Here is a 15991-nt window from a genome sequence, read left to right as displayed (position 1 = left end):
ATCTGTTTTACTTGATCCATCACGTTCCATGTGGTGATCATTTTTCCTTTTTGGAAATGTATCTTTTGTTCATTGTCCTCTTTAATATCCCTTTTAGACGTTTACTTTCCTCCTTTCCTACCTTCGAATCATGTGTATGCATGACTTTTGTTATATAAGTCAAGAATAAAGCCTCGTTTATAAATAATAATTCTATTTCTGTGCAAAATTTTCATTTACTTTTCCATTTCACGGGAGTATGATAATCAACAGTTTCATATTTCTAAATCGCTTAAACCTTATGGTGCGGGGGACCCGTTATTGGGATTGTTTTTACAATCCAAGGGGTGAATCCTTTAAAAGGTAGGGCTACTCTTAGGTCCGAATCCGACAGCTAACCTCGTAAGCGTTATATGAGAAGGAAGGTGGAGCTTGTTAGACAAAAAAATTGATGTCTACAGGTCTATTTAGCTATGACTTGTAGGCATTTTTGTGTTCCGTCTCGTTTTTTGCTACAGCTGGGAAACATAAACTTATAAATTAAACTGGTGGTGAATTCTTGATGTTATCTTCTATAAAGAGGTTCTTGATCGGGAGACCTTTAAAATCGAATGCACTTGGTGAACAAAAGCTTAATAAAACAAAGGCGTTGGCGATATTATCTTCCGATGCTTTGTCTTCGGTTGCATATGGGCCGGAGCAAATATTGATTGTCCTGATCACGGTCGGTGCTGCGGCATTCTGGTATTCAATCCCCATCGCGATTGGAGTATTGATCCTGTTAACCGCTTTGATTTTGTCCTACAGACAAATCATTTTCGCTTATCCACATGGCGGGGGAGCCTATGTGGTTTCAAAAAACAATTTAGGTGTCAATCCAGGGTTGATAGCTGGAGGATCCTTATTGGTCGATTATATATTAACTGTCGCGGTAAGTGTTTCTGCTGGTACGGATGCCATCACGTCCGCTTTTCCCGGCCTGCATGATTATAATGTCCTCATAGCCATTATTTTCGTCATCCTACTTACTATCTTGAACCTTAGGGGGGTTACGGAATCGGCCTCTGTCTTGGCCTATCCGGTGTACCTATTCGTTTTAGCCTTGTTCATCTTGATTGGGGTTGGAATATACAAGATTCTGACGGGAGGAATCTCACCGGAATTGCATGCGTCAATCGGGACTCCGGTAGCCGGCATCAGTTTATTTATACTGCTAAGAGCATTTGCATCAGGAAGCTCCGCATTGACAGGAGTTGAAGCGATTTCCAATGCAATCCCGAACTTTAAAGATCCAGCACCGAATAATGCTGCAAAGACATTAATAGCGATGGGTTCCTTACTAGCTGTTTTGTTTTCGGGAATCGTATTCTTAGCCTATTATTTAAGCATTGTTCCTAGCGCAGAGGTAACGGTCGTCTCCCAGATTGCTGAAGAGATCTTTGGACGGAATTTCATGTATTTCTTCATTCAAGGTACAACTGCATTGATCTTGATACTTGCAGCAAATACTGGATATTCGGCTTTCCCTTTGCTTGCGGTAAATCTGGCAAAAGGATAAATTCATACCAAGGGCGTTTACGATCAGAGGGGACCGTTTAGGGTATTCCAATGGAATTATCATACTTGGACTTGCATCCATCATCTTGATAGTCGCATTTGAAGGACATACGGAAAATCTCATTCCGCTTTATGCGGTTGGTGTATTCATCCCATTTACGTTATCCCAGACCGGGATGATTGTTAAATGGATTCGCGAAAAGCCAAAAGGCTGGATGATGAAATTAACCATTAATTCAATTGGTGCCATAATTAGCTTTATCGTCACGATGATATTCTTTTTAACCAAATTTAGTCAGGTTTGGCCCGTTTTGATTTTTTTACCTATCATCATTTTAATTTTTCATCGAATTAGAAATCATTATGAAGCAGTTGGAGACCAACTAAGGATTACAACATGTGAGCCGATCTTACCAATTGAAGGAAATATCATCATTGTACCTGTTGCGGGTATAACTCATGTGGTTGAGAACTCTTTAAATTATGCAAAATCTCTATCTGCACATCAGGTCATTGCCGTTTATGTCGCTTTTGAAAGAGATGATGAAAAGAAATTCGAAGAAAAATGGAAAAAATGGCAGCCGGATGTAAGGCTCGTTACACTGAATTCTTATTACAGAAGTATCATTCAGCCACTAACTAAATTTGTGGATACAGTAGAACATAAGGCTAGTGAATCCAATTATAAAGTTACGGTGATCATCCCCCAATTCATTCCGAAGAAGGGCTGGCACAATATACTTCATAACCAATCAAGTTTACTGATTCGCGCTTACTTACTTTATAAAAGAAATGTGGTTGTTACGACAGTGCCATATCATTTAAAGAAGTAAGTTCCATATCTTATAGAACAGAATGTAGACAAATTCGATTTTCATCGAGTTTGTCTACATTTTTTTATGGCTTATACAATTTGGACGTGGATTTCCGCTCAAGAAACTCGCTATCCGCGGGCGGTGGGCGAGCCTCCTCGGCTTGCGCGGAGTTGAAGTTGTGTTGGTTTGGGAACATCATTTGATGAAAGATAAGTTTTCCGTCTACAAATGTGGGTCACGGTTTACATGATTGGGCCTACGTATTTTTAATGGATTATACAATTGGACGTTGATTGGAACGTAGGGCACTCGCTTTCCGCGGGCGGTCCGCGAGCCTCCTCGTCTAACGCCTGCGGGGTCTCCCAAGACGCGCTTTTCCTGCAGGAGTCTCGTACCTTCCGCTACAATCAGCTTTGTTATAACATTTAGTTAGAAACCATACTTGAGGAGTTTTGGAACATCATTTGATAAAAGATAAGTTTTCCGAACCCCTTTTGTCTCAAACTGGAGGAGCAAGCCTACATAAGGTTTGCTTTCTGATAATCTTAGAATTAAAAAGACTGCCCCTACATCGGTCTTTCAACAAGCGTCCCCGATGTTTGAAGAATAACATTAATTAAAAACTCATTAAATTTGCCATCACGATCATTGCTGATGAAGCCCATACAAGAAAAAAGATTGCAGTGAGATGTGGGGATACTTCATCTTTTATAGCTTTAATTAAGGTAAATATAAAACTATAGCCAAAAATGAAAAATAAAATTACATATAAGTAAACCAATCTATACATTCCTTTCGTAACATAGAGGCTAAAAACTGGATTTAACTAGAATATTTTACCATATATTTCAGTGTTCCTGACCAATATTTAAACAAGAGTTTTTTCTCAGAGCCTTTTATTTTCACCGAAGGTAAAAGAGAACCCAAGTGTTCTGTAAGTTGGGTATTGTTTTAAATCTTTCAGTCAAAAGGGATTTGGAAATACTTGTCGAAAATTATAAAAACAACGCTCATATTGATAATGGCCAGGGGTGGGAAGAATGATGAACGGCTCTCCTGACCCGTGTAGTGATGCGGATGACCACTCAGCCAATCGATTACTGTAGTAATTGGGGCAAATGCAAGCTTATTGCAGTGGTAAAAAGGCTTTGGTGACAGTGTAATATAAAAGGAGCGTGATGGTAGCTGAGCATCATTCAGAGTTTCAATAACTTCGACTATTTTCCATTCCAACCGGAATTCGAGATTCTATCAGATTATTATATAGAATTTAAACAAAGAAATTCTGACCATTCCACTACATTGTTCTATCAATTTAAAATCAATCGGGATTTAATGAATCCAATGTCCGTCATTCCGGATGGGTGCATCGACATATTATTTTATTGCGATCCCGAAAGACCCTCCGCAGATGTGTACGGGACTGTCCTCAAGTACAAAACGATAAACTTTCAGGCTAATTGTGAATATTTCGGTGTGAGGTTTATGCCTAAGCAGGAAACCCAGCATTTTAAATATTCCATGAAGGAGGTAATCGATCGCCAAATCCCTTTAGCTGATATGTTAAAAATTGAACCTACCATTATGGAAAGGTTAATAACTGAACGGGATTTTCATAAAAGAATAAAGCTGTTCAAAGAAGAAATAGGGATTAATATTTTTACGTGTAACGGTTTGCCGGCAATAATAGAATATTCCTTGAACAAAATATATTCTTCTAAAGGAAATGTAAATATGAATCAATTAGCTGCTGAGACCGGATACTCTACAAGATACTTGCGAAAGCAATTCGATGCCCATATAGGGATGCCGCCCAAATTATTCAGCCAAATAGTGAGGTTCCAAAACTCCCTGCATATGTTATTGAATAAACAGGCCTTTACAGTTTGGGATGTAATTAATGAGAATGGGTATTTTGATCAATCACATTTAATTAATGAATTTAAAAAATTTGGTTACCTGACTCCTACTGAATTCATTGATGCCGTTTCAAAGAAATTTTCAAACCCAATATAACGTTCTTGCTATATAGTGATTACATTTGAAGGATCCCGTTCATGGTGACGAGGATCTTTTTTGTTTGGGTTTAATGCATGCGAAATATTCTGAAAGTTCCGTTTTTTACAATAAAAAAATGATGCGCGGCCTTATTGTATTAATAGATATTTTGTTTTGGGATTTCCACTAGAAAGGGGAAACGATGATGGGGAAAAACTATCGATTGTTCATTGATGGGAGATGGGTTGATTCAATATCAGGAAGAACATTTGAATCACTTAATCCTGCAACTGATGAAGTGAATGCTGTAGTTGCCGAAGCAGGTCCGGAAGATGTTGATTTAGCGGTAAAAGCTGCACGAAGGGCGTTTGAATCTGGCCCATGGGCTGAATTGGCACCGAGGGATAGAGGGAGGTTACTGAATAAAGTGGCACAGGCACTGTGGGAGAAAGCCGATATGCTCGCCGAAGTCGAATCACAAGATAACGGGCTGCCAATCAATGAAACAAAATTCATTGCGATGCCTGCCATGATAGATGTACTCGTATTTTATGCGGGATTAGCCAATAAAGTCCAGGGAAGTACCCTTGCCTCTCCCAATAACCGGTTCAATTATACCTTGAAGGAGCCAATCGGTGTCATAGGGGCCATAGTTCCTTGGAACTTTCCGCTTATGCTGACGATGTGGAAGCTTGCCCCTGCTTTAGCTGCAGGCAATACGATTGTGATAAAACCAGCTGAGCAAACTCCTGTAAGCATTCTGGAATTGGTTAAAATCTTTCAAGAAGTCGGAATTCCAGATGGAGTCATCAATGTTATTCCGGGATACGGGAAGATAGCGGGTGATGCCCTCTCCTCCCATCCTGACGTCGATAAAATCGCTTTTACGGGTTCAACGAATACTGGCCGCCTAATCATGCAGGCAGCAAGTAAGAACTTAAAACCAATTAGCCTTGAATTAGGGGGGAAATCACCAAATATAGTTTTTGATGATGCTTCAATTGATAATGCAGTGAATGGATCCATGTTTGGTATCTTCTTCGGACAAGGTCAAGTATGCGCCTCGGGTACAAGACTTTTTGTGCAGGAAAGCATATATGATCGATTCATGGAATCATTCGTGAAGAAAGCACGATCCATCCGTGTAGGGAATCCTTTAGACCATATGACCCAAATGGGACCGCAAGTTTCCTTGCAGCAACTTGACAAAATTCAACAATATGTAGCGGCCGGTCTGGAACAGGGAGCTAACCTTGTCATGGGAGGAGAAAGAAATACGGAGGCAGGAAATGGCTATTTCTTCACGCCCACTGTTTTTGAGAATGTTACCAATGATATGACAATTGCCCGCGAAGAAATTTTTGGGCCGGTTTTGTCGGTTATCAAGTTCAAAGATGAGGAGGATGCATTGAACAAGGCAAATGACAGCTTGTATGGATTGGCTTCAGGTTTATGGACCAATGATTTAAAACGGGCGCACCGGATGGTAAGGGGGTTAAAAGCGGGGACGGTGTATGTGAACACGTTTAGCATGCTTGATAGTGCAGCACCTTTTGGCGGCAGGAAGCAAAGCGGTTTCGGAAGGGAACTGGGTATCCAAGCGATGGATATGTACACGGAAACAAAAAATGTGTGGATCGATTTGAATGAGCAGGGCTTGAACTGGTATGGAGTTTAAGGGCAGGGACGCGTCCTAATGGGCAGCTTGAATGAGTTGGATTTCCAGCTATCCGCTTGATAAATCGGTATGAGTGTCATGTGTTTACTGATATTGGCTATCTTCATCATATTGAATATTGTTGGGTTAACGAGTCAACATCAGTTTTCTGGAAAGATGGCGGTAGGCAAATAAAATTTTGCACTTTATGCACGAGGTACTTCGAGGGGAAGTTTACTTAATGGATAGAATGATATTTTACCTAAAAGGGAGAGGTTAAGATGGAAAAAACTTCTAGTATGAAAGTAACGAGGGAAAAGCACCCGCTTGATCCATTAACGGCAGAAGAACTTAAACTTACGGTCCGGATTTTAAAACGTGATAAAGGATTGGATGACCATTACCGCTTCGCTAACATCAGCTTACTGGAACCTGCAAAATCCATTGTTCTGGATTATCGTGATGAAGAACAAATCAAGAGAGAAGCATTCTGTATCATTCTTCATAATCAAGAGGGAAAAACATATGAGGCTGTTGTTTCCTTAACGGAAGGAAGCATAACGTCATGGAAACTGATTCCTGGAGTGCAGCCATCCATAATGGCTGATGAATTCATGGAGTGTCAGGAAGTCGTGAAAAGCCACCCTGAGATGATAAAAGCCTTTGCCAAAAGAGGGCTTACGAATATGGACAATATCATGGTCGATCCATGGTCAGCAGGGAATTTTGGAATTGAAGAGGAAGTGGATGTACGAATCGTCAGGGCTTTATGTTATTACCGTACATCATTATATGATAATGGGTATGCACGTCCCATTTCAGGATTATATGTCCTTGTCGATTTAAATAAGATGGAAGTCATCAAGATTGTGGACAAAGGTGTCATACCATTTCCGCCGCTTGATGGAAATTATACACCCGATCAAGTAGGTGACATGAGGCAGGATGTTAAGCCTTTGGAAATAGTTCAGCCAAAAGGACCAAGTTTCACGACGGAAGGACATGTGATCGATTGGCAAAAATGGAATATTCGCTTTGGTTTCAACTCCCGTGAGGGTCTTGTCCTTCATACGGTCAGTTACAATGATGATGGAGTGCAGCGGCCAATCCTGTATAGAGCTTCTTTATCCGAGATGGTGGTGCCTTACGGTGATCCGACTGATCCGGTTAACAGGAACAATGCTTTTGATGCAGGGGAATACGGAATTGGCATGTTGGCGAATTCACTTGAACTTGGGTGTGACTGCCTAGGTGAGATCAAGTATTTTGACGCGAACCTGGTGGATAGTAAAGGGAATGTAATTCAAATTAAAAATGCAATTTGTCTGCATGAGGAGGATTTTGGAATTGGATGGAAACATACGGATTGGAGGACAGGTCATGTTGAAGTCCGCCGTTCAAGAAGATTGGTCTTATCAAGCATTTCTACAGTAGGAAATTACGAATACGGATTTTATTGGTATTTCTTTCAGGATGGGACGATACAGTTTGAAGTGAAATTGACAGGCATATTGCATACACAAGCCATCGAACCTGACCGGAAGCACCCGCATGGCAATCTGGTCGCACCTCAATTATTTGCTGCACATCACCAGCATTTCTTTAATATGAGGCTTGATATGATGGTTGATGGAATGAATAATTCAGTTTATGAAGTCAATACAAAAAGCATGGAAAAGGGACCGGACAACCCATATGGAAATGGTTTCTATCCGGTTTCTACTTTGCTTAAAAATGAATCCGAGGCTGTCCGGGACCTTGATTTGCGTACTGCGCGCTTCTGGAAGATCGTCAATCCCTCAAAAAAGAATAGATTGGGGGAACCGGTTGGTTATAAATTGTTTGCTGGGGAGAATTGTTTTCCGTTCGCCCATGATGATTCGCCTTTATTAAAACGGGCTGGATTTTTAAAACACCATTTTTGGGTGACGCCATTCGATCCTGATGAACAGTTTGCATCAGGGCGATACCCAAACCAACATGCAGGGGGAGAAGGATTGGAAGATTGGGTTAAAGCCGATCGCTCCATTGAAAATGAAGATGTTGTGGTCTGGTATAACATGGGCCACCATCATATAACACGACCTGAAGATTGGCCAGTCATGCCGACCGCTTATATTAGCTTCATTTTAAAACCGACGGGCTTTTTCAATCGGAATCCAGCTCTTGACGTGCCTCCATCAAAAGCAAAGAATTCAGCTTGCCAGGTGGACGGTCATACTTCCTGTCATTAAAATCAGTCGTTTCACTAACTATTGCTCGAAAAGGGGGAAACGAATCGAATGCTGCTGCTGACCAGTTTTATGATAGTCATGGCTTATACAATTTACTTTTCTAAAAAAGCCCATCTGAAAAAAGATCATATTGGTGTTGGCCTTGGTAAATGCATGGTCATGATGTTAAGCATGACGACAAGTTTAACCTTAAGTTTAATGCTGTCATTCCTGATGCCCGGCAAGCTGGCGGTTTTAACCGTTCTAGCCATCGCAATATGTGCAGTGGCAGGTTTCATCATCGGAAGGCCATTCGGTTTAACAGCGGTTATGGAGTCTCTGTCATCAACTCTGGATGGGGGCAATGATGGGAGCCATGCTTGGGGTCATGCTGCCTCTTGATTCACAAACTTTCATGCTCGTTTCGATGGATCTGATTTACCTTTGCAGTATATTCATTGTGACTTTTTATATAAAAAGAGCGGGTGTAAAAGAGAAAAAAAGTGGGAGGGGGGTTACTCCTTTCTTTCTGACCCTCTTGTTCTTCATCATCATAATCGTAACGTCTGCCGTTTGGGAACGTGATTATTTCAAGGTTGGTGGAGATTCGGAAATGGACATGCAACATCATCAACATGGCGGGTAGCTGTTGCAAGAATATCAACACAAAAAGGGCTGCAGCAGCAGCCCTTTTTGTGTTGAACACTTTTTGGGGGAATCACTTCATAAAATTACCAAGGGTCATTTCAAATAATGCGAACATATTAAAAGAATACAAAATGAAATATCCTGCTTAGTTTTGTACTTACATATATGGGGGTTGAAAATGGATATATTATTAGCTCTCTTGCCGGCATTATTCTGGGGAAGCATCGTTTTATTTAATGTGAAACTCGGGGGTGGACCCTATAGTCAAACACTAGGTACAACGATTGGCGCCTTGATTTTTTCAATTGGTGTTTATATTTTTGCCGATATTAAGCTGTCACTTTTGGTGTTTGGTGTCGGAGTCGTATCTGGATTGTTTTGGGCCGTTGGACAAGCTAATCAGCTTAAGAGCATTGATTTAATGGGAGTTTCTAAAACGATGCCGATTTCAACAGGATTACAGCTCATTTCAACCACTTTATTCGGGGTCATAGTTTTTAACGAATGGTCTACAATGAAAGCGATTATTTTAGGCGTTTTGGCATTGATCTTCATTATTATAGGAATCATCTTGACCTCCTTGGAAGATAAAGAATCGAAAGAGGGCAAGTCGGGAAACTTGAAGAAAGGAATTGTTATTCTCCTCATCTCGACATTCGGTTATTTGGTTTATGTGGTCGTGGCCCGTCTTTTTGATGTTGATGGATGGTCAGCGTTGTTCCCTCAAGCGATCGGGATGGTGATAGGCGGTCTGTTATTGACTTTTAAACATAAACCATTTAACAAATATACGATTCGCAATATCATTCCGGGATTGATATGGGCTGCAGGGAACATGTTTTTATTCATTTCCCAGCCACGTGTGGGAGTGGCCACTAGTTTTTCACTTTCGCAGATGGGCATAGTCATCTCAACTCTTGGCGGGATTTTCATTTTACGTGAAAAGAAAACGAAGCGCCAACTAATTGGAATCGTAATTGGGATTATCTTGATCATCATAGCTGGGATTATGCTGGGATTGGCAAAAAGTTAATTGGAGGGTGATTACATGTATACAGATTTAGAAGGTAAGGTCGTGGTCATAACCGGATCATCCACTGGTTTAGGAAAAGCGATGGCCATTCGCTTTGCTAAGGAAAAGGCAAAGGTCGTGGTTAATTATCGCACTAAATCAGAGGAAGCGGATAGTGTAATGGAAGAAATCAAAACAAATGGCGGGGAAGCCATTGCAGTAAAAGGCGATGTCACCGTTGAAGAAGATGTTATTAACCTTGTTCAATCAGCGATAAAGAATTTCGGGAAACTCGATATATTCATCAATAATGCAGGGATTGAAAATCCGGTTCCATCTCACGAGATGCCGTTAAGCGACTGGAATAGGGTAATCGATACTAACTTAACGGGGAATTTCTTAGGCTGCCGCGAAGCTATCAAGTATTTTGTCGAGAACGATATTAAAGGGAATGTAATTAACATGTCCAGTGTACATGAGATGATTCCCTGGCCTTTATTCGTTCACTATGCAGCTAGCAAGGGCGGGGTGAAGCTGCTTACGGAAACTCTGGCTCTTGAATATGCACCAAAAGGGATCCGCGTGAACAGCATTGGTCCCGGAGCCATCGCCACGCCAATAAATGCCGACAAGCTTGAAGATCCCGAAAAGAAAAAGGACCTTGAAAGCATGATTCCGATGGGGTATATCGGAAAGCCTGAAGAAATTGCCGCGGTTGCTGCATGGCTGGCATCTTCAGAGTCCAGCTATGTAACGGGCATCACTTTATTCGCTGACGGAGGAATGACAAAATACCCTTCATTCCAAGCGGGTAGAGGATGAGGTTTGATTAATTCCTCTTAAATGATGCAACAAGAATCCCAGCAGGATCAAGCCTGCTGGGATTCTTGTGTAAAGCATTAACGAGTATGATGATTATACCAGCTAATGAAATTATCGACGACCGTATCGATAAACTGGACAGTCGACTCATGTATAAGGCTGCCTTCGTTATCGATTTTGTCATGCACTGCACCAACATATACTTCATTCCCAGGAAGGAGTGGGGAGGAGATACCTATTGCGAATAAGATTTCACGCAAATGCAATTGAGCTTTTACCGTCCCTAATTGCCCCATTGACGTACCCATGATCCATGATGGTTTGCCGATCAAGACTTTATCGACACGTGATAACCAATCAATTGCATTGCCCAATACACCTGGAATCGTCCCGTTGTATTCAGGTGTTACCCACAAGACTGCATCTGCTTCGGCCACTTTGCTTTTAAATTCTTTTACAACCAATGGAGGATCATTTTCAATATCTTGATCATAAAAAGGTAAATCCCGAATGTTCAAGATTTCGAGATCAAATCGATCTTGATATCTAGTTTGAATATATTTGGCAAGCTTAAGGTTGTATGACTCTTTACGGATACTTCCCACTATGGCAACAACTTTCATCTCCAATACCTCCAATGATTTTATAATGGATAATCATGTAAATGTTCCACTTACCTATTATAATAGGAATGTAATTGAAAGGGAAAAAGGATGCTTGGAAAATAATCATTCGGCGGATGGCCCTTCAATCACACCACGATGAAAATGCTTTTCCATGACATAGCCAAAAAAGGAGGCAAGCATTTGTTGAAACAGCATGCCAAGTACAACGGGTACCGCAACGGTAGCAGGGAAATAGGTGGTTGCAAGAACGGCTCCAGCACTGATGTTTCGCATACCGCCTGTAAATGTCAAGGTGATGATATCCGCCTTTTCCCATCTTAAACATGCACCGACCATCCAAGAAAGGGCATAACCTGAAGCGGCTATGAACAAAACCAAGAAGGCCATGATCATTATTTTCTTATCGAAATGGGTTAAGTAAGGCGCAATTTTTGAACTGTTCAATATGACTACGATTCCAACGCTTATCTTGGAGAATGGAGCTAATCGGGGAGATAGTGTATTTTGTATCTTTCCTTTTGTAGCCTGATTCAAGAACATGGCAAGCATGGAGGGAAGAACGACCATTCCGATTAATCCTTTCACTATCGACCCCAAATCCATTTCGATCGAACCGCCTCCGAAAAGGGAAATACTGTATGGGACGATGAATGGCGAGAGTAGGGTGTCGATTAAGATGATGGTTAGGGCAAGTATGGCATTACCCTTATAAATGGATACCCAGATCATACTGGTGACACCGGTTGGAATCACTACAGCGAGGACTAGGCCGGTAATTGTGAAAGCATCACCATGAAACACTAAATGACCGAGGCCAAAAGCCCAAATTGGCATAAGCATATGAAGGATGATCAATACGATGAAAACGGGTAAAGGGTGGGTGACTGCCTGTTGCAGGGAGTTAAAGTTAGAGCCTAAACTCCCGGAAAATGTAATGAAGGCAAATATCCATGGAACAAGAAAGGTATAATCCATTAGATGTTCGGACAATAATACCCCAATAATCACGCTTATCGGCGTGATGAGAGGCATGACTTTATCGAGTTGTTCATTTATTGTTTTCAGCATCATTCATCCACTTCCTCATCCATTCTATTAAGTAAGTTTACCATATTCCAAAACATATAATTTGTAAGACAAGAATTTTGTCAATTTATTTTTGGAAATGGTGAAATGCATTTAATGTAAGACTATATAAAATTGGCCAAGTGGGATGCTAATATATCCATTCTTTTTGTGTTCTCTATTACTTTCACTGCTATGAAACAAAAAGGGTTGCAAGCTTTCCCTGATGGATGGTTTTATAAGGAGGTTTTAGACAGGATTGTTCGATGCAGCGTTGTATATTCAATGAAAAATAGTTTAAAGTAGAGGAGAGAGGTGAATGAAATGTCAGAAAAGGTTTCCAGTATAATGTGGTTTAGTCTTGCAGTACAAGCCCTGCTTGTTCTTGCTGATCATGATGGATTATGCAATAGTAATAAATTGGCCGTTAAGCTTGATTCGGAGTCAGGTTTTCTTAGAAAAATATTAAGTAATTTAGTGAAGGCAGGGCTGATTCAAGCGAAGGAAGGAAGAGATGGGGGATATTCACTTGCCAAAAATCCCGAACAAATCATTCTTGCAGATATATACTCTGCAATTAAATCCGAACCTTTTTCAAAAGGCTTTCTTGATGTGAATGCTAAAAAATGCTTTCAACCATCTTCCCGCGAAGCTTTATGCGGCTTGAAAAACGAGATGGAGAGCTGGATTATACAAGGCTTGGAACAAAAGACGATTGCTGATTTACTATCAAAATCTTAATGTGAAAAACGAAACTGACAAGGTTTCGTTTTTCTTAAACTGTATTTGACAAAAGAACAGTATGCGTTATATACTGTTCCTGTAATAATTACAGTTAAATGGAGGTCATTATCAATGACAAAAAATATAATGAGTAAAGAAGAGTACCTGAATAAAGCGAAAGAATTGAATGTACCGCTTGAAAAGCCGAAAGTCCTTAATGATACGGATTTCATTACGGTAGCAAAAGAACGGAGATCTGTTCGCCAGTACGATACTGAATACGTGATGACTGAAGAGGAAATTCGTGAAATCCTGGAGATTGCGATTCAAGCGCCGTCTTCTTCCAACTTACAGCCATGGAGATTCCTTGTGATTCAAGATAAGCAAACCCAACAAGAATTGCTACCCATCGCAAATAACCAACAACAAATCGTCGATGCATCTGCTGTCATTGCCGTTTTAGCTGATATAGAAGGTTACAAAAATGCAGAACGGATTTATGGTGAATTGGTCAATAAAGGGATCATGAAGAATGAAATCAAAGAGCCATATGTAGCCTCTATTCTGCATAATTACGGCAACTTTTCCGCTGAGAAGGCTTTAAGCGTAGCCATGATTGACGGTGGCTTGGTTTCCATGCAGATCATGTTGGCTGCAAAAGCAAAAGGATACGATACAGTCCCAATGGGAGGGTTCGATGAAGCCAAATTTGTGGATGCGTTCAATGTACCGGAAAACTTCAAACCTGTCATGTTGATTTCCCTTGGAAAAGGAACTAAAGCAGGATTTGAAAAAGTCCGTTTGCCACTCGATACTATATTGACTTGGAATAAATTCTAAGGAACAAACTAAGAAAGAGGATAGCTAAAACCGCTATCCTTTTTCTCATGGTTTGAGATTGGCTCTGAAAAATCATTTATTCTCGCGAGCGATAAATGAATGTGTTACAATTTTTCCAGATATTTCTTTGAAATGTCTCCTCTAAAAATCACCGACCGGCAAATTAAGCTAATGAATTCCTTTTGGCGCTGCTAGCCAAAATACAGCAATTATCGTGGGTTTAGCCGTTGACAATGGATGGGAGGGAGTCCGTATGAAGAATATGAAAAGTGAAGTGTTCTCGTGGTTGAAAGCTATCTTATTCGCTTTAATGATCGTGTTCATTTGCCAACAGTTTTTATTTACGCCAGTCACGGTAAAAGGTGAATCAATGGAGCCGACTTATGAAAATGATGACCGGATCGTGGTAGCTAAAATCGGAAAGCCGGAGCGCTTCGATATGGTCGTATTTTATGCTCCGGACGCGGAAGAGAATTATATAAAAAGGGTGATCGGATTACCAGGGGACAGCGTCGAAATGAAAGATGATGTCTTATATATCAATGGGAAAAAGTATAAAGAACCATATTTGAATACAAAAAAAGGAGAAATTCCACCTGAAGAGAATCTGACGGAGAATTTCACCCTAAGTGATTTACTCGGGAAATCCAAGGTACCTGTCGGTCATTTATTTGTCATGGGGGATAATCGAAGGAATAGTTGGGATGGAAGAAGATTTGGTTTTATTTCTGAAAAATCACTTGTGGGCAAAGTGAAATTTCGTATCTACCCTTTAAATGAAATGGGAGTGCCGAAGTAAAAGGATTACAGCGAATTCAAGTGAAAGCCTAGATGATAATGATATGGACTAAGTTGTATTTATAGCAGATGATGGATAAGAACCTTTTCCTATTGGTAAGGTTTTTATTTTGGATTGTGGGGGATTAATATGAAGAATGGTTTATCTGCCATTTCCATCCCGATGCTGGATGAAGAAATGGGACGTCAGGTTAAAGGACATGTCGATTCGCTGACGGTTCCTCAAGGAAGCTTAGGACGGCTTGAAGAATGGATAATTGAACTGGCCAAGATGACAGGGGAGGCATTTCCGGACATTTCGAAACCGGGGGTGATCGTGTTTGCAGCCGACCATGGAATTACGGAAGAAGGGGTTTCTGCGTATCCAAAAGAAGTGACGGAACAAATGGCACTTAATTTCCTGAATGACGGTGCTGCCATCAATGTATTAAGCCGTGCGATAGATGCTTACTTGGACATTGTCGATATAGGGATCGATGCAGATATCGAAGCACCGGGGTTAACTTCCAGAAAAGTCCGTAATGGAACTAGAAACTTTTATAAGGAAGAAGCTATGACAAAGGAAGAAGTAAATCAAGCACTTGACATTGGATATGACCGTGCAGAGAAAATGATTGCCCGTGGTGTGAACTGCCTGATTCTTGGTGAAATGGGAATCGGAAATACGACATCCAGTACCGCCATCATCTCCATCATAAGCGGGAAAAGCGTCGAATCACTAGTGGGGCAGGGAACAGGATTGAAGTCAGAAGGCATTTTACATAAGAGAAGAATAATTGAAGAAGCGATTTCATTAAGAAATCCTAATCCTGATGATCCAATCAACATTTTGATGAATATCGGTGGATTCGAAATTGCAGGTATGGCAGGGGCCATGCTTGCTGCAGCGAATAACCGTATCCCCATTCTTGTTGATGGTTTCATAACAACAACGGCTGCTGTATTGGCAAACCTGATTTCCGGACGTGCAGCCGATTATATGTTTGTTGGACATCGATCTGCAGAACCTGGTCATAGAGCGGCCATAGAACTGCTTGGCAAGGAACCGATCCTCGACCTGGGAATGAGAATCGGGGAAGGAACAGGGGCTGCCCTGTCATACCCCATTCTCAAGGCAGCGACATTGGTCATTAAAGAAATGGCAACATTTGAATCTGCTGGCGTGTCAAATAAGTAAGGAAAAGGAGACCTCGATACGCTGGTCTCCTTTTTATACAGGTAAAAAAAGTGGATACTGC

General features: G+C 40.9%; 13 protein-coding genes, 1 pseudogene and 1 riboswitch. Of the genes and pseudogenes, 12 read left to right on the top strand and 2 right to left on the bottom strand.

Features of this window, described 5'->3' with window-relative positions:
* Positions 1 to 258: 258 nt before the first annotated feature.
* Positions 259 to 404, top strand: a riboswitch (cyclic di-AMP (ydaO/yuaA leader).
* A gap of 137 nt (positions 405 to 541) precedes the next feature.
* The 8 genes and pseudogenes from ADA55_RS27110 (at position 542) to ADA55_RS27075 (ending at position 10701) form a co-directional block, all read left to right on the top strand.
* A pseudogene (locus tag ADA55_RS27110) lies at positions 542 to 2369 on the top strand (APC family permease).
* Between the two features lie 1284 nt (positions 2370 to 3653).
* Positions 3654 to 4367 carry a helix-turn-helix domain-containing protein gene (locus ADA55_RS28080; protein ID WP_375792908.1) on the top strand — a complete coding sequence of 238 codons (714 nt, stop codon included), beginning with the start codon at positions 3654 to 3656 and terminating at the stop codon, positions 4365 to 4367.
* A 187-nt stretch (positions 4368 to 4554) separates the two neighbouring features.
* Entirely contained in the window at positions 4555 to 6027 is a 1473-nt protein-coding gene (locus ADA55_RS27100) for an aldehyde dehydrogenase family protein (RefSeq protein ID WP_048689833.1), read from the top strand.
* A gap of 260 nt (positions 6028 to 6287) precedes the next feature.
* The gene (locus tag ADA55_RS27095; RefSeq protein WP_105718787.1) at positions 6288 to 8240 is read left to right on the top strand and encodes a primary-amine oxidase; all 1953 of its coding nucleotides are present in this window, start codon (positions 6288 to 6290) and stop codon (positions 8238 to 8240) included.
* A gap of 48 nt (positions 8241 to 8288) precedes the next feature.
* The gene (locus tag ADA55_RS27090; RefSeq protein WP_048689831.1) at positions 8289 to 8621 is read left to right on the top strand and encodes a hypothetical protein; all 333 of its coding nucleotides are present in this window, start codon (positions 8289 to 8291) and stop codon (positions 8619 to 8621) included.
* The gene (locus tag ADA55_RS27085) at positions 8587 to 8865 is read left to right on the top strand and encodes a hypothetical protein (RefSeq protein ID WP_048689828.1); all 279 of its coding nucleotides are present in this window, start codon (positions 8587 to 8589) and stop codon (positions 8863 to 8865) included. Before ADA55_RS27090 ends, ADA55_RS27085 begins: the two co-directional genes overlap by 35 nt.
* Before the next feature lie 180 nt (positions 8866 to 9045).
* The gene (locus ADA55_RS27080; protein ID WP_034315121.1) at positions 9046 to 9900 is read left to right on the top strand and encodes a RhaT/GlcU family sugar-proton symporter; all 855 of its coding nucleotides are present in this window, start codon (positions 9046 to 9048) and stop codon (positions 9898 to 9900) included.
* A 15-nt stretch (positions 9901 to 9915) separates the two neighbouring features.
* On the top strand, positions 9916 to 10701 hold the full coding sequence (locus ADA55_RS27075; RefSeq protein WP_048689825.1) for an SDR family oxidoreductase: 786 nt from the start codon (positions 9916 to 9918) through the stop codon (positions 10699 to 10701).
* A gap of 77 nt (positions 10702 to 10778) precedes the next feature.
* Here the strand turns inward: ADA55_RS27075 and ADA55_RS27070 are convergent, their stop codons facing one another.
* Together ADA55_RS27070 and ADA55_RS27065 are read right to left on the bottom strand one after the other, a co-directional pair.
* Positions 10779 to 11324, bottom strand: coding sequence for an NADPH-dependent FMN reductase (locus ADA55_RS27070; protein ID WP_048689823.1), 546 nt, complete (start codon positions 11322 to 11324; stop codon positions 10779 to 10781).
* A 105-nt stretch (positions 11325 to 11429) separates the two neighbouring features.
* Positions 11430 to 12395, bottom strand: coding sequence for a bile acid:sodium symporter family protein (locus tag ADA55_RS27065; RefSeq protein ID WP_048689938.1), 966 nt, complete (start codon positions 12393 to 12395; stop codon positions 11430 to 11432).
* A gap of 321 nt (positions 12396 to 12716) precedes the next feature.
* Here ADA55_RS27065 and ADA55_RS27060 point away from each other — a divergent pair, with 321 nt between their 5' ends.
* From ADA55_RS27060 to cobT, 4 genes are all read left to right on the top strand, one after another.
* Positions 12717 to 13133 carry an RrF2 family transcriptional regulator gene (locus tag ADA55_RS27060; protein WP_048689820.1) on the top strand — a complete coding sequence of 139 codons (417 nt, stop codon included), beginning with the start codon at positions 12717 to 12719 and terminating at the stop codon, positions 13131 to 13133.
* A gap of 114 nt (positions 13134 to 13247) precedes the next feature.
* Positions 13248 to 13955 (top strand): nitroreductase family protein, encoded by a 708-nt coding sequence (locus tag ADA55_RS27055; RefSeq protein WP_048689818.1) that lies wholly within the window; start codon positions 13248 to 13250, stop codon positions 13953 to 13955.
* Between the two features lie 253 nt (positions 13956 to 14208).
* Positions 14209 to 14754 carry a signal peptidase I gene (lepB, locus tag ADA55_RS27050; protein ID WP_048689815.1) on the top strand — a complete coding sequence of 182 codons (546 nt, stop codon included), beginning with the start codon at positions 14209 to 14211 and terminating at the stop codon, positions 14752 to 14754.
* A gap of 129 nt (positions 14755 to 14883) precedes the next feature.
* Entirely contained in the window at positions 14884 to 15930 is a 1047-nt protein-coding gene (gene cobT / locus ADA55_RS27045) for a nicotinate-nucleotide--dimethylbenzimidazole phosphoribosyltransferase (protein ID WP_081088517.1), read from the top strand.
* Positions 15931 to 15991 lie beyond the last annotated feature (61 nt).

The organism is Bacillus sp. 220_BSPC (assembly GCF_001054655.1).
Taxonomy (GTDB): Bacteria; Bacillota; Bacilli; order Bacillales; family DSM-1321; genus Peribacillus; species Peribacillus frigoritolerans.
The sequence above is the reverse complement of the archived record's forward strand: the minus strand, read 5'-3'. Positions and strand labels throughout refer to the sequence as shown.